The sequence below is a fragment of the Chthoniobacter flavus Ellin428 genome (assembly GCF_000173075.1).
Lineage (GTDB): Bacteria > Verrucomicrobiota > Verrucomicrobiia > Chthoniobacterales > Chthoniobacteraceae > Chthoniobacter > Chthoniobacter flavus.
On the sequence record NZ_ABVL01000005.1, the window covers coordinates 249762 to 265398 of the forward strand.

The 15637-nt window shown below is 61.2% G+C and carries 12 protein-coding genes; 5 read left to right on the plus strand and 7 right to left on the minus strand.

Annotation, left to right across the window (positions count from 1 at the left end):
• Positions 1–113: 113 nt before the first annotated feature.
• Positions 114–2141, minus strand: a complete 2028-nt coding sequence (locus CFE428DRAFT_RS33420) for a DUF5010 domain-containing protein (protein ID WP_083805085.1) — start codon at positions 2139–2141, stop codon at positions 114–116.
• Positions 2142–2307: 166 nt separating this feature from the next.
• Here CFE428DRAFT_RS33420 and CFE428DRAFT_RS33425 point away from each other — a divergent pair, with 166 nt between their 5' ends.
• Complete coding sequence (locus CFE428DRAFT_RS33425) at positions 2308–5616, plus strand: PSD1 and planctomycete cytochrome C domain-containing protein (protein ID WP_006979582.1); 3309 nt, start codon at positions 2308–2310, stop codon at positions 5614–5616.
• A 112-nt stretch (positions 5617–5728) separates the two neighbouring features.
• A complete protein-coding gene (locus CFE428DRAFT_RS10900) occupies positions 5729–7033 on the plus strand; it encodes a DUF1501 domain-containing protein (RefSeq protein WP_006979583.1) in 1305 nt (434 codons plus the stop codon).
• Between the two features lie 55 nt (positions 7034–7088).
• On the opposite strand, the gene CFE428DRAFT_RS40395 is transcribed toward CFE428DRAFT_RS10900, so the two are convergent.
• Together CFE428DRAFT_RS40395 and CFE428DRAFT_RS40400 are read right to left on the minus strand one after the other, a co-directional pair.
• Positions 7089–8048, minus strand: a complete 960-nt coding sequence (locus tag CFE428DRAFT_RS40395; protein ID WP_042724768.1) for a type VI secretion system contractile sheath domain-containing protein — start codon at positions 8046–8048, stop codon at positions 7089–7091.
• Positions 7975–8862 (minus strand): type VI secretion system contractile sheath small subunit, encoded by an 888-nt coding sequence (locus CFE428DRAFT_RS40400; protein WP_006979585.1) that lies wholly within the window; start codon positions 8860–8862, stop codon positions 7975–7977. The genes CFE428DRAFT_RS40395 and CFE428DRAFT_RS40400 overlap by 74 nt, the downstream gene beginning before the upstream one ends.
• Positions 8863–8980: 118 nt before the next feature.
• Between CFE428DRAFT_RS40400 and CFE428DRAFT_RS10915 the strand changes: the two genes are divergently transcribed.
• Complete coding sequence (locus CFE428DRAFT_RS10915; protein WP_042724823.1) at positions 8981–9469, plus strand: thioredoxin family protein; 489 nt, start codon at positions 8981–8983, stop codon at positions 9467–9469.
• 15 nt (positions 9470–9484) lie between these two features.
• Here the strand turns inward: CFE428DRAFT_RS10915 and CFE428DRAFT_RS10920 are convergent, their stop codons facing one another.
• The gene (locus CFE428DRAFT_RS10920; RefSeq protein ID WP_006979587.1) at positions 9485–10306 is read right to left on the minus strand and encodes a hypothetical protein; all 822 of its coding nucleotides are present in this window, start codon (positions 10304–10306) and stop codon (positions 9485–9487) included.
• Positions 10303–10944 (minus strand): hypothetical protein, encoded by a 642-nt coding sequence (locus CFE428DRAFT_RS10925; protein ID WP_157447478.1) that lies wholly within the window; start codon positions 10942–10944, stop codon positions 10303–10305. Before CFE428DRAFT_RS10925 ends, CFE428DRAFT_RS10920 begins: the two co-directional genes overlap by 4 nt.
• 204 nt (positions 10945–11148) lie before the next feature.
• Here CFE428DRAFT_RS10925 and CFE428DRAFT_RS10930 point away from each other — a divergent pair, with 204 nt between their 5' ends.
• The gene (locus CFE428DRAFT_RS10930) at positions 11149–12609 is read left to right on the plus strand and encodes a sulfatase family protein (protein WP_042724824.1); all 1461 of its coding nucleotides are present in this window, start codon (positions 11149–11151) and stop codon (positions 12607–12609) included.
• Positions 12610–12749: 140 nt separating this feature from the next.
• Here the strand turns inward: CFE428DRAFT_RS10930 and CFE428DRAFT_RS10935 are convergent, their stop codons facing one another.
• The gene (locus tag CFE428DRAFT_RS10935; RefSeq protein WP_042724825.1) at positions 12750–13166 is read right to left on the minus strand and encodes a secondary thiamine-phosphate synthase enzyme YjbQ; all 417 of its coding nucleotides are present in this window, start codon (positions 13164–13166) and stop codon (positions 12750–12752) included.
• A gap of 158 nt (positions 13167–13324) precedes the next feature.
• Here CFE428DRAFT_RS10935 and CFE428DRAFT_RS10940 point away from each other — a divergent pair, with 158 nt between their 5' ends.
• The gene (locus CFE428DRAFT_RS10940; protein WP_006979591.1) at positions 13325–14653 is read left to right on the plus strand and encodes an MFS transporter; all 1329 of its coding nucleotides are present in this window, start codon (positions 13325–13327) and stop codon (positions 14651–14653) included.
• A gap of 8 nt (positions 14654–14661) precedes the next feature.
• On the opposite strand, the gene gluQRS is transcribed toward CFE428DRAFT_RS10940, so the two are convergent.
• Positions 14662–15498 (minus strand): tRNA glutamyl-Q(34) synthetase GluQRS, encoded by an 837-nt coding sequence (gluQRS, locus tag CFE428DRAFT_RS10945; RefSeq protein WP_006979592.1) that lies wholly within the window; start codon positions 15496–15498, stop codon positions 14662–14664.
• Positions 15499–15637: the final 139 nt, after the last annotated feature.

The window sequence follows — 15637 nt, forward strand, 5'->3', positions numbered from 1 at the left end:
TGAAATCTTCTTTGCGCCCTCTCTCCGGTAATAGGAGGGATCAGAGTCCCATTATTCCTATTTTTCCTATTCTTCTTATATCTCAGCGGCAAGCTGCTGCTGCTTCGCTCGACCTACTGGGTGCCCAAGGTCACCGAGAACGTCTGCGCGGCGCTGATGGATGTGCCGCTGCAATTGACCTGGCCGGTGGAGGTCACGGTCAGATATTGCCCATTCACCGTGCGCAAGGCGATGGAGTCGCCATTCACGAGCGCACCGCTGCCGTTGAGTTTGACCACCGTGAATTGCTCCCAACCGCCCGCGCGACGTCGATTGACGGAGAGTTGGCCGCCACCGCCACCTTCCGCGCTCAAGAGCAACCCGTCGTGTGCTTGCAGGTTGATCACGTCGTTGGCCGACAGCGTCCCGCCGTTGGTGTCGTCCGCGCTGAATTGCTCCCAACCGCCGATCGCGGTTCGGTTGGCGATGATCACATTATTGCCGCCGCGCTCGGCGGTGACGTAGAAGCCGTTGAGCGTCGATTTGATGGTGAGCATCGGATCGACCTTCTTCACGAAGAGCCAGTCCAGGTCCACGCCTCCGTCGACGAACATCACCTTCAGGGTATGCGTTCCCCAGCCGATCGTCTTTTGCCCGAGGCTGATCGTGTCGAACGTATTCATGCTGGTTGTGGCCGGGAGCGGCACATCCGGCAAGGCCACGCCATCCACATAAAGGCGCATGCGCGAGTTGGCGGTGGTCGTGGCATAGCGAATCGCGAAACGATAGTTGCCGGGGCTGAAGTCGATCTTGTCGAACTGCACCCATTCTCCGGCCGCCGTATTCGTCACCGCCCAACCGGAACCGGTCAGCGCGCGGATGTCGAGGTTCCCCGAACGCTGATCGACCTCACCACTGGAATTGCCGGTGGTCGTGTCCAAGTATTCATCGCACGACTCGGCTTCCAGTCGCAGCGTGACCGTCCGCAGATCGCTATATCGCCGGATCAGGTTGATGTATTGTCCGGGAGAACTCCAGGCGGATGCGGCGCTGCGATACAGCCCCGCCCACTCGCGCACGTCATTGAAACCTTCCAGCACGGTGAAGGTGGAGTTCGCCGCCACGGCTGCATCCAATCCGGCAGTGAACGTATCTCCGTTGACCCCGGTCCCGTCCACCTTGTTCCGTGGAATGACCATGTTAGCGTTGTGATAGTTACTGCTCGTCGAGTCGAAATAGCTCGGATTGATGAAACCAGCCACCGCGGTGCCGCTGATGAATGAACCCAGGGCGGTGTAGGTGTAAGATTTGGTCGGAGGACCGAACCAATCGTTTACTCCGATGACGTCCGGCTGAGTAAGTGCGGTTGAGTCCAGCGATTCCCAAGTCTGGTCGATGATAAAAACCGGCCGCACCCCATAGGCGGTATTGAATGAGTCCGAGATGAATTGGAGTAACTTGCTCGTGTTGCCCTGCTGATTGGAAAACCACTTTTGGGCGATGGACCACCACTGAATTACGGGCCGGTTATTGACCCGGTACCAATACTGCGAGGGTACCGTGTCGAACCACGGCTTTACCCCGCGCAACCAAAAGACGTCGTTCCAGTCGCTCGACACCGACAGGTCCATGACCGTTCCACCCGGCAGCCCATGGAAGCTGGTATAGATGCCTTCCATTGACGGGTTATCCACGAAACAGGCGAGCTTGAGGAGGTTCGTCGCCCCGGCCCGCTGCAGCGCGGTCGTCATTTGGCTCAATTGCCGCGGATTGAGCCCACCGTTCAAGTCGGTCGGGCTCGTCGTTTGGGTTCCCCGGGTGGCAAACATCACCACCGGCAGGCGGGCCTGCAGGAGATCGGCCACGAGATTGTCCCACCAGCCGGGTGTGCTGGAATCGAACGGATAAAAGAGTGGTGCGTCGTAGAGGACGGTGGCCCCGCCGAGGACGGTGGATACCGCTTCGCTATCGGTATAGTTATAAGCCGTCAGGCTCGTGAAGACGGGCAGATTATCCGTGACGACTGGTTGCAAGGTGATGTCTGCACTGGGGACCGCTGCCCGCATCGAGGAACTGGCGACAGACGACAGAGTTAACATTGCCAGAACCGCGGAGAGACGACGGCAGGGACGATTCACCGTATGACCGAGGGGAGTTTTCATAGAGGGAGGGAAGCGGAGAAAGCATGGCTTTCCCTAATACCCCTCGCTATCCCCTAAAGCGGGGAGAGGGGATTTGCGCAGCGACCCGAATATTGCAGGAGGGCGGTGCAACCTGCCAAGATAGTGGCCCTGCGGAGGTTTACGTTTTGGACCCGTCGATCCGACCATGCGTTTCCCCCATCTCCAGTTGCCCCTGATCCTGCCACTCGTCGTGGTGCTGGCGGAACTGCCGGTGGTCGGGGCGGATAGTGGGAGTGCTCTCTTTGAAAGCAAAATCCGCCCGTTGCTGGCCGAACACTGCTACGAATGCCATAGCGCGGACAAAAAGCAGAAAGCAGGGCTGGTCCTCGATTCCAAGGCGGGATGGGAGAAAGGCGGTGACTCCGGCACGCCGATCGTTCCGGGCAAGCCGGAGGATTCGTTGCTCATGAAGGCGGTGCGCTATACCGACAAGGATTTGCAGATGCCGCCCGAAAAGGCGGGAGGAAAATTGACGGACGCCCAGATTGCCGATCTCGAAAACTGGATCAAGAACGGCGCCGATGACCCGCGGACGAATGCCGCCGCGCTTCCCGTGAAGCAGAGTTGGGCGGAGATTTTTGCGAAACGCAAACAGTGGTGGAGTCTGCAGCCGCTGCGGGCGGCCAGTCCCACGGAGGGCGGTGCCCCCGAATGGTCTGGCAATCCGGTGGACCGGCTGCTGCGGGCGCGCATGCGGGCGGAAAATGTGGCGCCTTCGCCGCGCGCGAATGCGCCCGTGCTCGTCCGCCGGGTTACACTCCTGCTCACCGGCCTTCCGCCTACGCCGGCGGAAGTGGATGCCTTTGCCGCGGCCTCGCAAACCGACCCTGTCGGCGCCTATGCCGCGCTGGTGGACCGACTGCTGGCGTCGCCGCATTTTGGTGAATGCTTCGCCCGTCATTGGCTCGATGTCGTTCGCTTCACGGAGACGCATGGCAACGAATGGAACTACGATGTGGCTTACGCCTGGCGTTATCGCGACTACGTGATCCGCGCCTTCAACGACGACCTCCCGTACGATCAATTCGTGCGGGAGCAAATTGCCGGTGATCTGTTGGAACATCCGCGTTGGAACCGCGCCGGCGATTTCAACGAATCGCTCATCGGCACCGCGTTCTACCGCTTCGGCGAGGTGAATCATGATAGCTGCGCGGTATTTGGCGCCATCGGCTACGACATCGCGGACGATCAACTCGACACGCTGACCAAGGCTTTCCAGGCCACCACGGTGGCTTGCGCGCGTTGTCACGACCACAAGCTGGATGCGATTTCCACGAAGGATTATCATGCCCTGCTCGCCGTGCTCCGGAGCACGCGCCTGGTGCAGCACACGCTGGACGGCCCGGATGTCAACCGCGACACGACGGCCGCGTTGAAAGCCGACAAACCGGCCATTCGTGCCGAGCTGGCCGCGATCTGGCGGCGGGAAGCCGCGTCGCTCGATGAGGTGAAATTGCAGGCGCTCGCCGCGGCGGCAAAGGACAAGGAGCCTGACATCAGCAATCCCTTGCACGCGTGGTCCGTCGCCGGCCAAGCGGCCGCGAACGGCGTGGACGCGGCGTGGACCCAGTTGGCCGCTGAGCAGGCCCATGAAACGGCCGAGCGCGCCGAGTTCAATCGGACCCGATTCAAGACCTTGGCCGATTTTCGCAGTGGAGTGCCGGCCGGGTGGCATACCGATGGAATGGCTTTGCGCGATCCGGGCCCGACGGGCGCCGATTTTGCCGTTGCCACCGAGGGCGATGCGGCGCTGAAGGCGGTGTTGCCGGCGGGTGTGTATTCCTTTGCCCTCTCGGATAAACTGAATGCCGCGCTTCGTTCGCCAACCCTGCGGCGAACCAACAACCGGGTGAGTTTCGAGGTGATGGGCGGACGTTTCAGCCTGGCGCGGATCGTCTTCAACAATTGCCAGCTCAACTACAATCATCAGCGGTCGATCCATGATGACGATTGGAAATGGCTGTCGATCGACTACCCACGAAACAGCGATGAGCTGCATCCGTATGCGGAGTTGCTCACCTTTTGGGACAATCCGAAGTTCCCCGATCCGCTCGGAACGCTCGGCAAAGACGTGGAGAACCAGCGCGGCCCTTGGGACCAGTATGCGCAGAATCCACGGACCTGGTGGGGCATTCGCCGGATTGTGCTGAGCGACCGGCCGGAGACACCCAAGGGTGAACTGACGTACCTGGACCGATTGTTCGCCGGCGCGCCGCCTAGGACTCCGCAGGAAGCGGCCGCGCGCTACGCGACCATTGCCGGCGCGGTGGTGGAGGCGTTCGCTGCCGGTCGGGCCACCGATGACGACGTCTGCTGGCTCGCCTGGTTGTTGCGGAATGGGCTCCTGTCCAACAAAGCGGACGCCAGCCCGAAGCTGGCGGAGCTGATCGCCGGTTATCGCCGGGTGGAAAGCCAGATCGTGCCCCCGCGGATGATGCCGGGGATGGCGGATGAAGGACCGGGGTTTCCGCAACCGGTGCTCCAGCGCGGTGATTTCACCAAGCCCGGCGATGTTGTCGAACGCGCCTATGTGCAGGTCCTGACGCCGGATGGATTTCGGGTGGGCGCGCAGGGCAGTGGACGCGCCGAAATCGCCCAACTCATCGCCAGCCCCGACAACCCATTGACCGCCCGGGTGATGGTCAATCGGGTATGGCAGTGGATTTTTGGCAAAGGAATCGTGGGCACACCGGACGATTTCGGGCATTTGGGCGACTTGCCTTCGCACCCGGAATTGCTCGACGAGTTGGCCCGTCGCTTCATCGCCAATGGCTGGTCGACGAAGCACCTCGTTCGCGAGCTGGTGCTGAGCCGGGCGTTTCAATCCGCTAGCGCGCCGAGTGCGGAAGCCCGTCAGCGAGATCCGGAAAACGTGCTGCTTTCCCATTTCAACGCGCGCCGCGTGGATGCGGAGGTCATTCGCGATAGCATCCTCGCGGTATCCGGGCGGCTGGATCCCAAGCTCTACGGACCGAGCATTCTGCCGTATCGCGAAAAGGCGGACCCGGACAAACGCCTCTTCGTCGGCCCGCTCGACGGCGAGGGCCGGCGGAGCATCTATCTCAAATTCCAGCTCATGGAAGCGCCGCGATTCCTTAGCGCTTTCAATCTGCCGGGAGGAAAGGTGGCGCAAGGCCGGCGCGACAGTTCCAATGTTCCGGCGCAGAGCCTGGCACTCTTGAACGATCCTTTCGTCCTCGCGATGGCGGATTTCTGGGCCTCGCGTCTGGTGGCCGACGGAAGCCCCACCGTGGCCGATCGGGTGGACGCTTTGTTTCGCCAGGCCCTCGGCCGTCCTCCCAGTGCGGCGGATCGCGAGAGCTGTCTCGCGGCGTTGCGCAGCCTGGCGGCTGAGCGCGGGGTGAACGAGGCGGAGATTTTGCCAAACCGCGACGTCTGGAAGGACGCGGCGCACATGATGTTCAACCTCAAGGAATTTATCTTCGTGCCATGAACCGCGATCGCCCGTCCCCCTCTTCAGCCGCCCGTGGCGGGCATTGTCCGGGTCGCTTATCGCCGGGGTTGACCCCGCGCGAAATGCTGAAAACCCAGCGCCACGGGTTTGCATGGATGGCTCTTCCGCTCTCATCCAGCAGCGTGCCTATGGCGCCCCGGTCGCGCCGCAATTTGCCGCGAAAGCAAAGAACGTCATCTTTCTCTTCATGGATGGCGGCGTCTCCCACGTGGATACGTTCGACCCGAAACCGGCGCTGGCCGAACACGCCGGTGAAGCGAGTAACGTAGACAAGGGCCGCAAGTGGCTCAAGAGCCCGTGGAGTTTTGGCCAGTACGGCCAAAGCGGAATGTGGATCAGCGAATTGTTTCCCAACATCGCGAAGTGCGCGGACGACATTGCGGTCATTCGTTCGATGAAGGCCGACCTGCCCATTCATTCGACGGGGGTAACGCTTCTGCACACCGGGCACAATCTGGCGGGACGCCCCAGCCTCGGGTCGTGGATGAGCTACGGGCTCGGCAGTGAGAACGAGAACCTGCCGGGCTATGTCGTGCTCAGCTTTGGGCACGTGCCCGTCGGCGGTCTCGAGGTTTTTGGCAGTGGGTTTCTCCCCGCGCGTCATCAAGCCACCATCATTCGGGCCGATGGGGCGCCGATGGACAATATTGTGCCGGTGGACACCCCCGCGCTGCAGGGTACCAAGCTCGATTTCCTTCGGCGTCAGGATGAAGCGTTTTCCGCGCGGCTCGGCGGCAACGACGCCGTGGAGAGTGCCGTGCGCAATTATGAACTCGCCGCGCGCATGCAATCGCTCCTGCCCGACGTGCTCGACGAACGAAAGGAAAGCCCGGCTACGCGCGAGCTCTACGGGCTCGATGCGGAGGACGCCAATACCCATCTCTACGCGCGGCAATGTCTGCGCGCCCGCAGGCTCGTCGAGAGTGGCGTGCGCTTTATCCAGGTGAATTGTCCCTACGGGCAGTCCAACGGCACTTGGGATCAGCACGGCAATTTGAAAGCCGGGCACGAGAAAAATGCCCGCCAGACCGACCGCGCCGTGGCCGCCCTCATCATGGATCTCAAGCAACGCGGCTTGCTCGAGAGCACTTTGGTTCTCTGGGCCGGCGAGTTTGGACGCACCCCGCATTCGCCCGGCACGGATGGCCGCGATCATCACCCCGAGGGCTTCACCGTTTTCCTCGCTGGTGGCGGCGTGAAAGGCGGCACCGTTTACGGGGCCACCGATGAATTCGGCGTCCACGCCGTGGAGAACGTGACCGATTTTCACGACCTGCATGCCACCGTCCTGCACCTCGCCGGCATCAACCACGAGAAACTCACCTTCCGCTACGCCGGCCGTGACTTTCGCCTCACCGATGTCTCCGGCCACGTCGTGTACGACATCCTCGCGTGATCCGTCTTCTCTGAAGGGCGGCGGCTATCTCCGCGACTGCCTGAATCGTTCCGGCTTAGCTGGAGCCGAGATCGCCGAGCATCTTATCGAGGTCCGAGGCGGTTTCGCCTTCCTGGGCTGGAGGCTCCGGCGTGGACATGGAGGCGAGGAGCGAATCGAGATCGCCCGTTCCGCTCTCTGCCGACGCCTCTTCTGCGGCAGGCGCCTCCGCAGTCTCTTCTACCGGGGCTTCGCCGTAAGTTTCGACGGCAGTGTCCTCGGAAACTCTCTCAGCTTCGGAATCGGCCGGCATTTCCTCCGACCCCTCTTCTGCTGGTGCCATTTCTTCCGCGGGCGCGGCTGCGGCGGCTGGAGTCCACCAGCCGACGAGGTCCCTGCCGGCGAGCGAGTGGAATCCGACAAACCGAACCTCGGGGCTGCCCTTGATCGCCAGCACCGGCATGAACCCCATGTCCGTGAGCAGGCTGGCCGTCCGCATGCTGACGAGGCGCTCGGTGCAGGGCAGCGCGATCTGATCGCCGTCCTTGTCGGTGTAGTAGTAGAAGGGCAAGTCATCCACGCTGAGGGCCGACCGGGTATTCATTTTGGCGCCGCCCTTGGTGAAGCTCGTGCCCAGTAACAGTGCCACCAGGATCGCCGAGTTTCCCCAGAGCATCGCCCGGAGTCCGACGTGCGGGGCAAACTCCTCGAACGCGAACGAATCGATCGGCTCCGTCTTTTTCCCATAGGGAAACCGGAGCATGAAGCGAGGCAGCGTGAGGCCGGCGTAGGCGGCTTCCGGCATTGCTCGCAGCGCGTTCCATGCTTCCGAGATCAACGGGTGAACGTGGCCGGCTTTTGCATCGATGCAGTCCGGCGCCATTGCCGCGACAAAGGGCGCGTTTGCTTGCGCGGCGATTCTGGCCAGTCGCCCGACCACTTCCGCATGCGGCGGGGTGCGATCAAAGAGGTAGTTTCCGATCACCAGCGAGTAGGCGCCCTGCTTCGCGTCCAGGGCGGGTTGTTCGACGAGCAATTGATAAAGCCCGGAGCTTTCCAGTCCGTCTTCCCGGCTGACGTCCGCGACGAGTTCCTCCGCGAGAGATGTCGAGCAGCACGATCTGCAATTGCGTGTCGGTTTCCAATCGGCGCACCAGGAAATCGACGGAACGCCAGAGCGATTCCGTCACCTGGAAATCGGGATGATGCAGCACCTCCCGCATCATGACCGTCAGCGCCTTGTCGACAGCGGCGACCATGGCGTCCTGCCGCGGATCCTTGGCCGCCACCACCTGCGGCGCGACGATTTTCTTGATCAGACTCGTGACCGCATCCTCGGAGGTGGCCGGAGCGGATGGACGTCCGATGAGTTGAGCGAAGTCGCTCAGCTTGCCATCCACCGGCACGGAAAGACCGCGAGCGATATCCTGGTTCGGTTCGAGGCCGGCGCCGAATTCGCCGATCCATTGCTGAACCTCGTTCGCTGCTTTCGCGAAGGTGGAATTACTTTTGAGGCGCGCCCGGAGAGAGGCCAGCTCGCTGAAAATCGGCAGTTTCTCGTAGAGCCGGTCCGGGTGCAGATCGTCGAGACTGGCGATCTCGATTTCCAACGAAGCGTCTCCGAAGGGCAGCGCAATCTTGATCCCCAGCCGCTCGATGACTTCGTCGAAGTTATCGCAATCGATTTTGATCGGCTTGCGAGCGGCGAGAGCTTCGCCGGTTTCCAATTCACCGCGGTTGGCCCGCCCGGAAAAATCGCCGAGCACGGCAATGCGGAACGAGCGGGTCTTGACGGGGGTCGGGACGGATTTAGCGACCGAGATATTTCCAAAGTTGATCTGGTAGGGCATGGGCGATCAGATAGTGAATGTTTCGCTTGCGACGCTGCGGTTAATATATCGTTCGACAGCGATATGGAACAATGAAGCACGCCGCATCAAGTTGCCGGACTCCTTCGAAAATAGCGCCATGAATCCTTCACCTCATCTCCTCGCGGACGATCGCGGAGTGGTAACCCAATGCCCGCGCTGCCACCGTGCCAATCGCATCCCTTTCTCGCGGCTGCATCAGAGCGGGCAATGCGGGAGCTGCAAAGCTCCCCTTGCCCATCCCGCCCTGCCGGTGGAAATCGAATCCCTGGCGATATTTTCGGCGCTCATCGCTGGGGCATCGCTGCCCGTCCTTGTCGATTTCTGGGCGCCCTGGTGTGGCCCCTGTCAGATGGTCGCTCCGGAGGTCGCCAGATTGGCGGCTCTCGTTGCGGGCACCATGCTCGTCGCCAAGGTGAACACGGAAGCCAATCCCGACATTGCCGGGCGGCTGGGTGTGCGCTCGATCCCTCTCTTTGTCGTGTTCTTCAATGGAAAAGAAGTCGATCGAACCGCTGGTGCCATGGGCGCGGAGCAACTGCAGGCCTTTGCGTCCGCCGCGGCGCGCCGAGCGGAAGGGGCGCGCTGATTCGCTCAGTGTCGGCTAGGGCGCATGTTTCAGCCCTTTCAGAATCTCGAGCGATTCGCGTTCGATGATCTCACCGGCCTGGGTGCTGAGATACGAATGCTCACCGAACCAGGTCTCGTAGCTGCCGCCCTCGAATGCCTTCGCCGTGGGCACATACCCGTGCGCGCCGTTGGTTTGCTCGGCGACCATCGTATGCTGGAAAGGCGAGTGGCTCTTGATGCTCATGCCGATGCTGCAGAAGAGTTCGTCGGCATTGGTGACGATGGCGAAGTCATTGCCGATGCGGATGCCGGTCATGAAGTAATCATAAGACGGCTTCTCCCGCTGCTTCATGGTTTCGTAAGCCTGGCGATAATGCTCGAGTTGTCCCGGCCAGTTGCGGGCCACTTCGGCCTCCTTGAATTCCGGATGCTCGCGGCCCGGCATTTGAAACTCACGGCATTCGACGGAGAGCGAAGGCTGGGTGATGGGTTCGAGTTGTCCGACGCAGCGCACAAGTTCGCCCCCAAGCCGTTCGGCAAACAGGTCACGCTTCACGGTGTAGACCGGATTGATATCGCCGCACGCACCGGTGAGGAACAGCGTCGGGACCTCGTAACCTAATTGCTTTTGCACGCATTTCTCCACTTCGCCCGGATAGTCCGCCGAGATCACCGGCGCGCGCGTGTTGGCTGCGTGGCAGGCAAAATTATAGACAACGGCCTTCAGTTTCCCGTCCCCATTTCGGAGCGCGAGCACGTCGAACTCGGGATCTGCCGGGCCTTCCGCCGGATACTGCGCGGCTTCCGCCGGGTTTTCCAATTGCCAGCGGTTCCACGCGTGCCCGTCTTTGATCACACGCCGGCATTCGCTGATCCCTTCCGCTTTGCCTTTCGCGGTTCCAACCGTGCACGGTGCCACATCTCGCGCCGCCCGCGCCACGGCCTCGGCGATCGGGTCACCAGTTGATCTTCATAGTAACTCCACAACGGACCGAAGTGCGTGTGCGAGGCGCAGATGATGACATTGCTGGCCGGGATGCCGGTGTCCTGTTCGATCTTCGCCCGCGCACGCACCGCCAACTCGACCGGGTATTTCAGCGTGTCGAGCGTAACAATCGCCACTCTCTTGCCGCTCCCGGACAAAACCAGCGCCCGAACAAAAAGCCGCGTTTTCACTTCGGCTGCCCTTTTTGGTGAAGGTGACCCCGCAAGGGTGACCGGTTCGGTGGGGGTGATGTCCACGCTGCCCACTCCGGTATCGATCTGACCTGCGGCGATAGCCGGTTGGTCATCGGCGGAAAATGCGATCGAAGCGACCGACAAGAGTGCGGCAAGAAAGGCCAATGCCGATTTCAGATAGCGGTGCGGGCCTTGCTCACTGGCTCTCCCCCGAAGTAACTCGGAGGGTATTCTACAGAGGGGGAGGCGATGGAGTCGCATTTCTGGAAGCGTCGAGTGGATCTGAACCGAACGCAATGACAAGCCGTCGGTCACCCTGAGAAGGAGCGGGAGATCAGAGGGACGCAAGTGAAAATAATCGAATTAGTTTAATGATTTGTAGTTAAGCACTGTTTCGCTTTACTGCTTTTTGGCTCCGTTTATAGAAGATGGCGTGACGTGCATGCGGCTCGCCTCACCTACGTCGTGTTCCTGCTTCCCCCGACACCTTCCCCAATCATTCCTTCCGTCATGATCGCCATGTCTCGTTTCCTTGTGGTCGCCGGCTTTTGGTTGTCCGCCGGCCTTGCCACTTTTGCCGCGGACAAGCCGCGGAACATCCTCTTCATCCTGAGCGACGACCATCGCTGGGATTTCATGAGCTTCATGCCTGAGGCGCCGAAGTTTCTCGAGACACCGAACCTCGATCGTCTCGCGAAGGAAGGCGCGCATTTGCGCAACGCCTTTTGCAGTACGTCGCTCTGCTCGCCAAGCCGCGCCTCGATTCTTACCGGGCAATACATGCACCATCATGGCGTCGTGGATAATCAGCGACCCGAGCCGGCGGCCATTCGCTATTTTCCGGAGTATCTTCGCGCCGCCGGGTATGAGACCGCGTTCCTCGGAAAATGGCACATGGGCGAGGATAGCGACAATCCCCGCAAAGGCTTCGATTACTGGGCAGGCTTCCGCGGGCAGGGCCACTACTTCGACGACACCTACAACATCAATGGCGAGCACAAGAAGATCGACGGCTACAGTTCGGACGTGCTCACCGATCTGGCGCTGGATTGGCTGAAGCATCGCGGGGACAAGCCGTTCTTTTGCGAGCTTTGCTACAAGGCGCCGCATTATCCTTTTGAACCCGCGCCGCGGAACAAGGGGCGCTACGAGAAAGCGCCGATTCCTTATCCGGAAACCATGGCGAATACCGAGGAAAATTACCTCACGCAACCGCGCTGGGTGCGCGAACGGCGGTTTGGCATTCACGGGGTGGACCACATGGAAACGGGCCGCTTCGATCACGATCCTGTCCCGTCATTCGAGGATCTCTATCACCGCTACAGCGAGACCGTGTTTTCGATGGATGAAAACATCGGCCGGCTGCTGAAGTATCTCGATAACACCGGCCTGCGGGATTCGACCATCGTCGTTTACATGGCCGACAATGGCTTCGAGCTCGGCGAGCACGGCTTCTACGACAAGCGCGATGCTTTCGAAACGAGCATGCGTGTGCCCATGCTGTTGCGGGCGCCGGGCGCCGTAAAGCCCGGAACGGTGGTGACGAAGATGGTGCAGAATATCGACATTGCCCCCACGCTGCTCGAAGCCGCGGGAGTGACCGTGCCCGCGGATGCACCGAAGATGGATGGCTATTCTTTCTGGCCGCTCGTGCAGGGTCGAGACGTCCCGTGGCGTGACCACATTCTTTACGAATACTACTGGGAACGGAATTTCCCCGCGACGCCGACCACCTTCGCCATCCGCACCGACCGCTGGAAGTATGTTTACACACACGGCCTCTGGGACCGCGACGGACTTTACGACCTCGAGACCGATCCGGTGGAGCGGCACAATTTGATCGATGTGCCCGCCTTCCGCGAGCAGGGAGGGAAGTTGCGTGGCCAGCTCTTCGACGAGTTGGATAAATCCGGTGGCCTCCGCATCACGATTGCCCCGCCCGCCGGCGAGGTGCTCGATGATCGGAAGCTGTCGCGCTAGCGCCGCTCGCCGTCAAACCCCTCAGTTGGAAGGGGTGGCAGGGGGGGTGAGGCGCCGAAGAGGCGCGCAGCGATGCGACGAGGGCGGCGAGGGCGGAGGTTTGCGCGTTGAAATTGGCGGTGGTGTCTTTGGCGCCTTCCTCATTCACCAATGATCTTGATCAGCGCCCGCTTGCGGCGCTTGCCGTCAAACTCGCCGTAGAAAATCTGCTCCCAAGGCCCGAGATCGAGCCGGCCGGCAGTGATGGCGACGACCACCTCGCGGCCCATGATGGTGCGCTTGAGATGCGCGTCCGCATTGTCCTCAGAGCCGTTGTGGTGGTACTGATTGTGCGGCTTTTCCGGCGCGAGTTTTTCCAGCCACACTTCGAAGTCGTGGTGCAACCCGCTCTCGTCGTCGTTGATGAAGACGGAGGAAGTAATGTGCATGGCGTTGACGAGGCACAGCCCCTCGCGCACGCTGCTTTCCTGCAAGGCCGCTTCCACCTGCGGCGTGATGTTCACCAATTGCCGCCGCTTGGGCAGCTCGAACCAGAGTTCTTTGCGGAAGGATTTCATGGGGCCTTCCTTCAGCTTGTTCTCATGGTGCGCGGGATTGAAGGGATTTTTCTGATAAAACGGAGTTTTTCTGCTGTTGGTCATTTTTAACGAAAGTGACTATTTTTCATGGACAAGGCTTGCCGCCCGGCGACGCGCCCTTTACACCCTTGCCCGCTATGAATCGCTCTCCCCGTTTCCGCCTCTTCCTCATGATGGTGCTCGAGTTGGCCATCTGGGGGGCCTGGCTGCCGTTGATCTTCAGCTATCTGCCGAGCCTGGGTTTCACGCCCCTACAGCAGAGCCTGATTTTGAATGCCTTTCCGGTCGCGGCCATCATCGGGTTGTTTTTCAGCAATGAATTTGCCGATCGCAATTTCGCCGCGGAAAGGGTGCTGGCTTTCAGCAGCCTGGTCGGCGGCCTGGCGATTCTCGGGTGCGGTTTCGTCACCACGTTCTGGCCGTTCTTCAGCCTCATGTTGATCCATTGCCTGCTCTATGTGCCGACGATTTCCATCGTGAACTCGATCGCCTTCGCCAACGTGAAGGATCCGACGCGCGAGTTCGGTCTCATTCGCATGGGCGGCACGATCGGATGGATTGCGGTGGCCTGGCCGTTCACGTTTATCCTCGTGGATTGGAATGCGGTGCATGCGGCCAATCCGCACGGAATTGTGGATTGGTTTGGCAAGGTCTTCGCCTCGGGTTTGCAAGGGGCGGCGCTGCAATCCGCGACCCGCTGGACGTACATTGTCTCGGGAATCATCTCGCTGGTCCTGGCGGCCTTCAGCCTCACGCTCCCGCACACGCCGCCGAAAACGAAGAAGGAAGGCGCCGGAGAAAGTCTCGCGTGGCTCGAGGCGATGCGCCTGCTCAAGCAGCCCTTCGTGCTCGTGCTCTGGATCGTCACGTTTGTCGATTCAGTCGTGCTCAACGCCTACTTCAACTGGACGGGCTCGTTCCTTGGTACCTCGTTAAAGGACGGCGGCGTAGGTATTCCCGGGAACTGGATCATGCCGGTGATGAGTATCGGCCAGATCGCGGAAATCCTCACCATGGCGGTGCTGGGCATGACGCTGAAGAAGCTTGGCTGGCGCGCGACGATGATCATCGGCACGCTCGGTCACGTGGTGCGTTTCGCGGTGTATGCCTATTTCCCGCAGAGCTGGGAGTTGATCGTGGGGGTGCAGATTCTCCACGGCATCTGCTACGCGTTCTTCTTCGCCACGGTTTATATTTTCGTGGACGCCTATTTCCCGCGCGACGTGCGCTCCAGCGCGCAAGGGCTCTTCAACGTCATGGTGCTCGGCATCGGCGTCCTCGTGGCCAATACGGTGTGCCCGCATCTCATTCAGGAGACCTTCGCGAACAACGGGCATACGGATTTCAAGCATCTCTTCCTCCTGCCGTGCTACGCGGGCTTGTTTGCCATGCTGCTGCTGGCCTTTGCCTTCCATCCACCGAAATCGGCGGATGCCGCAGCGGCCGCAGATAACGCGTCGCATTGAGGGTGGTGCTACAGCACGGCATTCCACGCCGCGCGTAGCTCCGCGGGCTTGGCGCCGCGCTCGCGCAGGGTGCGCAGGCTGAGGGCGTCGTGGCGCTTGGCGAGGCGGACGCCGTGTTCATCGTTCATGAGCGGGGCGTGATAGAAGGCTGGCTCCGGTTCCGCGAGGGCGCGGTAAAGCAGGAGCTGCCGGCACGTGGAGGTGAGAAGATCCGCGCCGCGGACGACTTCGGTGATGCGCATCGCGGCGTCATCGGCGGTGCAGGCGAGTTGATAGCTCGGCAGGTCGTCCTTGCGCCAGACGAGAAAGTCGCCGAAATCGCGCCCGGCGATTTCGGCGTGCGGGCCGATCGCGCCATCGGTGAAGGAAATGGTCTCGCCTTCCGGAACACGGAAGCGCCAATTCACACCGGGCCGTGGGTGATCAGGTGAAGCATTCCGGCAGGTGCCGGGATAGAGCGGCTCCTCCTCGCCTTGATGCGGTGCCGAGAGCGCGCGGAGGACATCCTGTCGCGAACAGACGCAGGGGTAAAGAAACCCCGCCGTGCGCAAGTGCTCGAAGGCCGCGATATACAGCGGCAGGCGTTCGCTTTGATTGTAAGACGCGTCGGGTCCTCCGATGTCTGGACCCTCGCTCCAATCGAAACCGAACCAGCGCAGATCCTCAACCATCGCCGCGACGAATTCCGGCCGGCAACGCGTGCGGTCGAGATCGTCGTTCCGCAGGAGGAGCGTCCCCCCTGCCGCCTGGGCGCGCTGCTGCGCGATCCAAAACGTGCGCGCATGCCCGAGGTGCAGATACCCGGTGGGCGAAGGCGCGAGGCGGCCGCGATAGGGAGGATTCACAAGCGAACATCCAACATCCAACGTCCAACACCCAACATCCAATCACGCAAGCGCGGTGCGGCGCGGCGTTTTGTATCGAGGACCCGTTCCGCAGCGGAACCCATTGGATGTTCGATGTTGGATGTTGGGTGTTGGATGT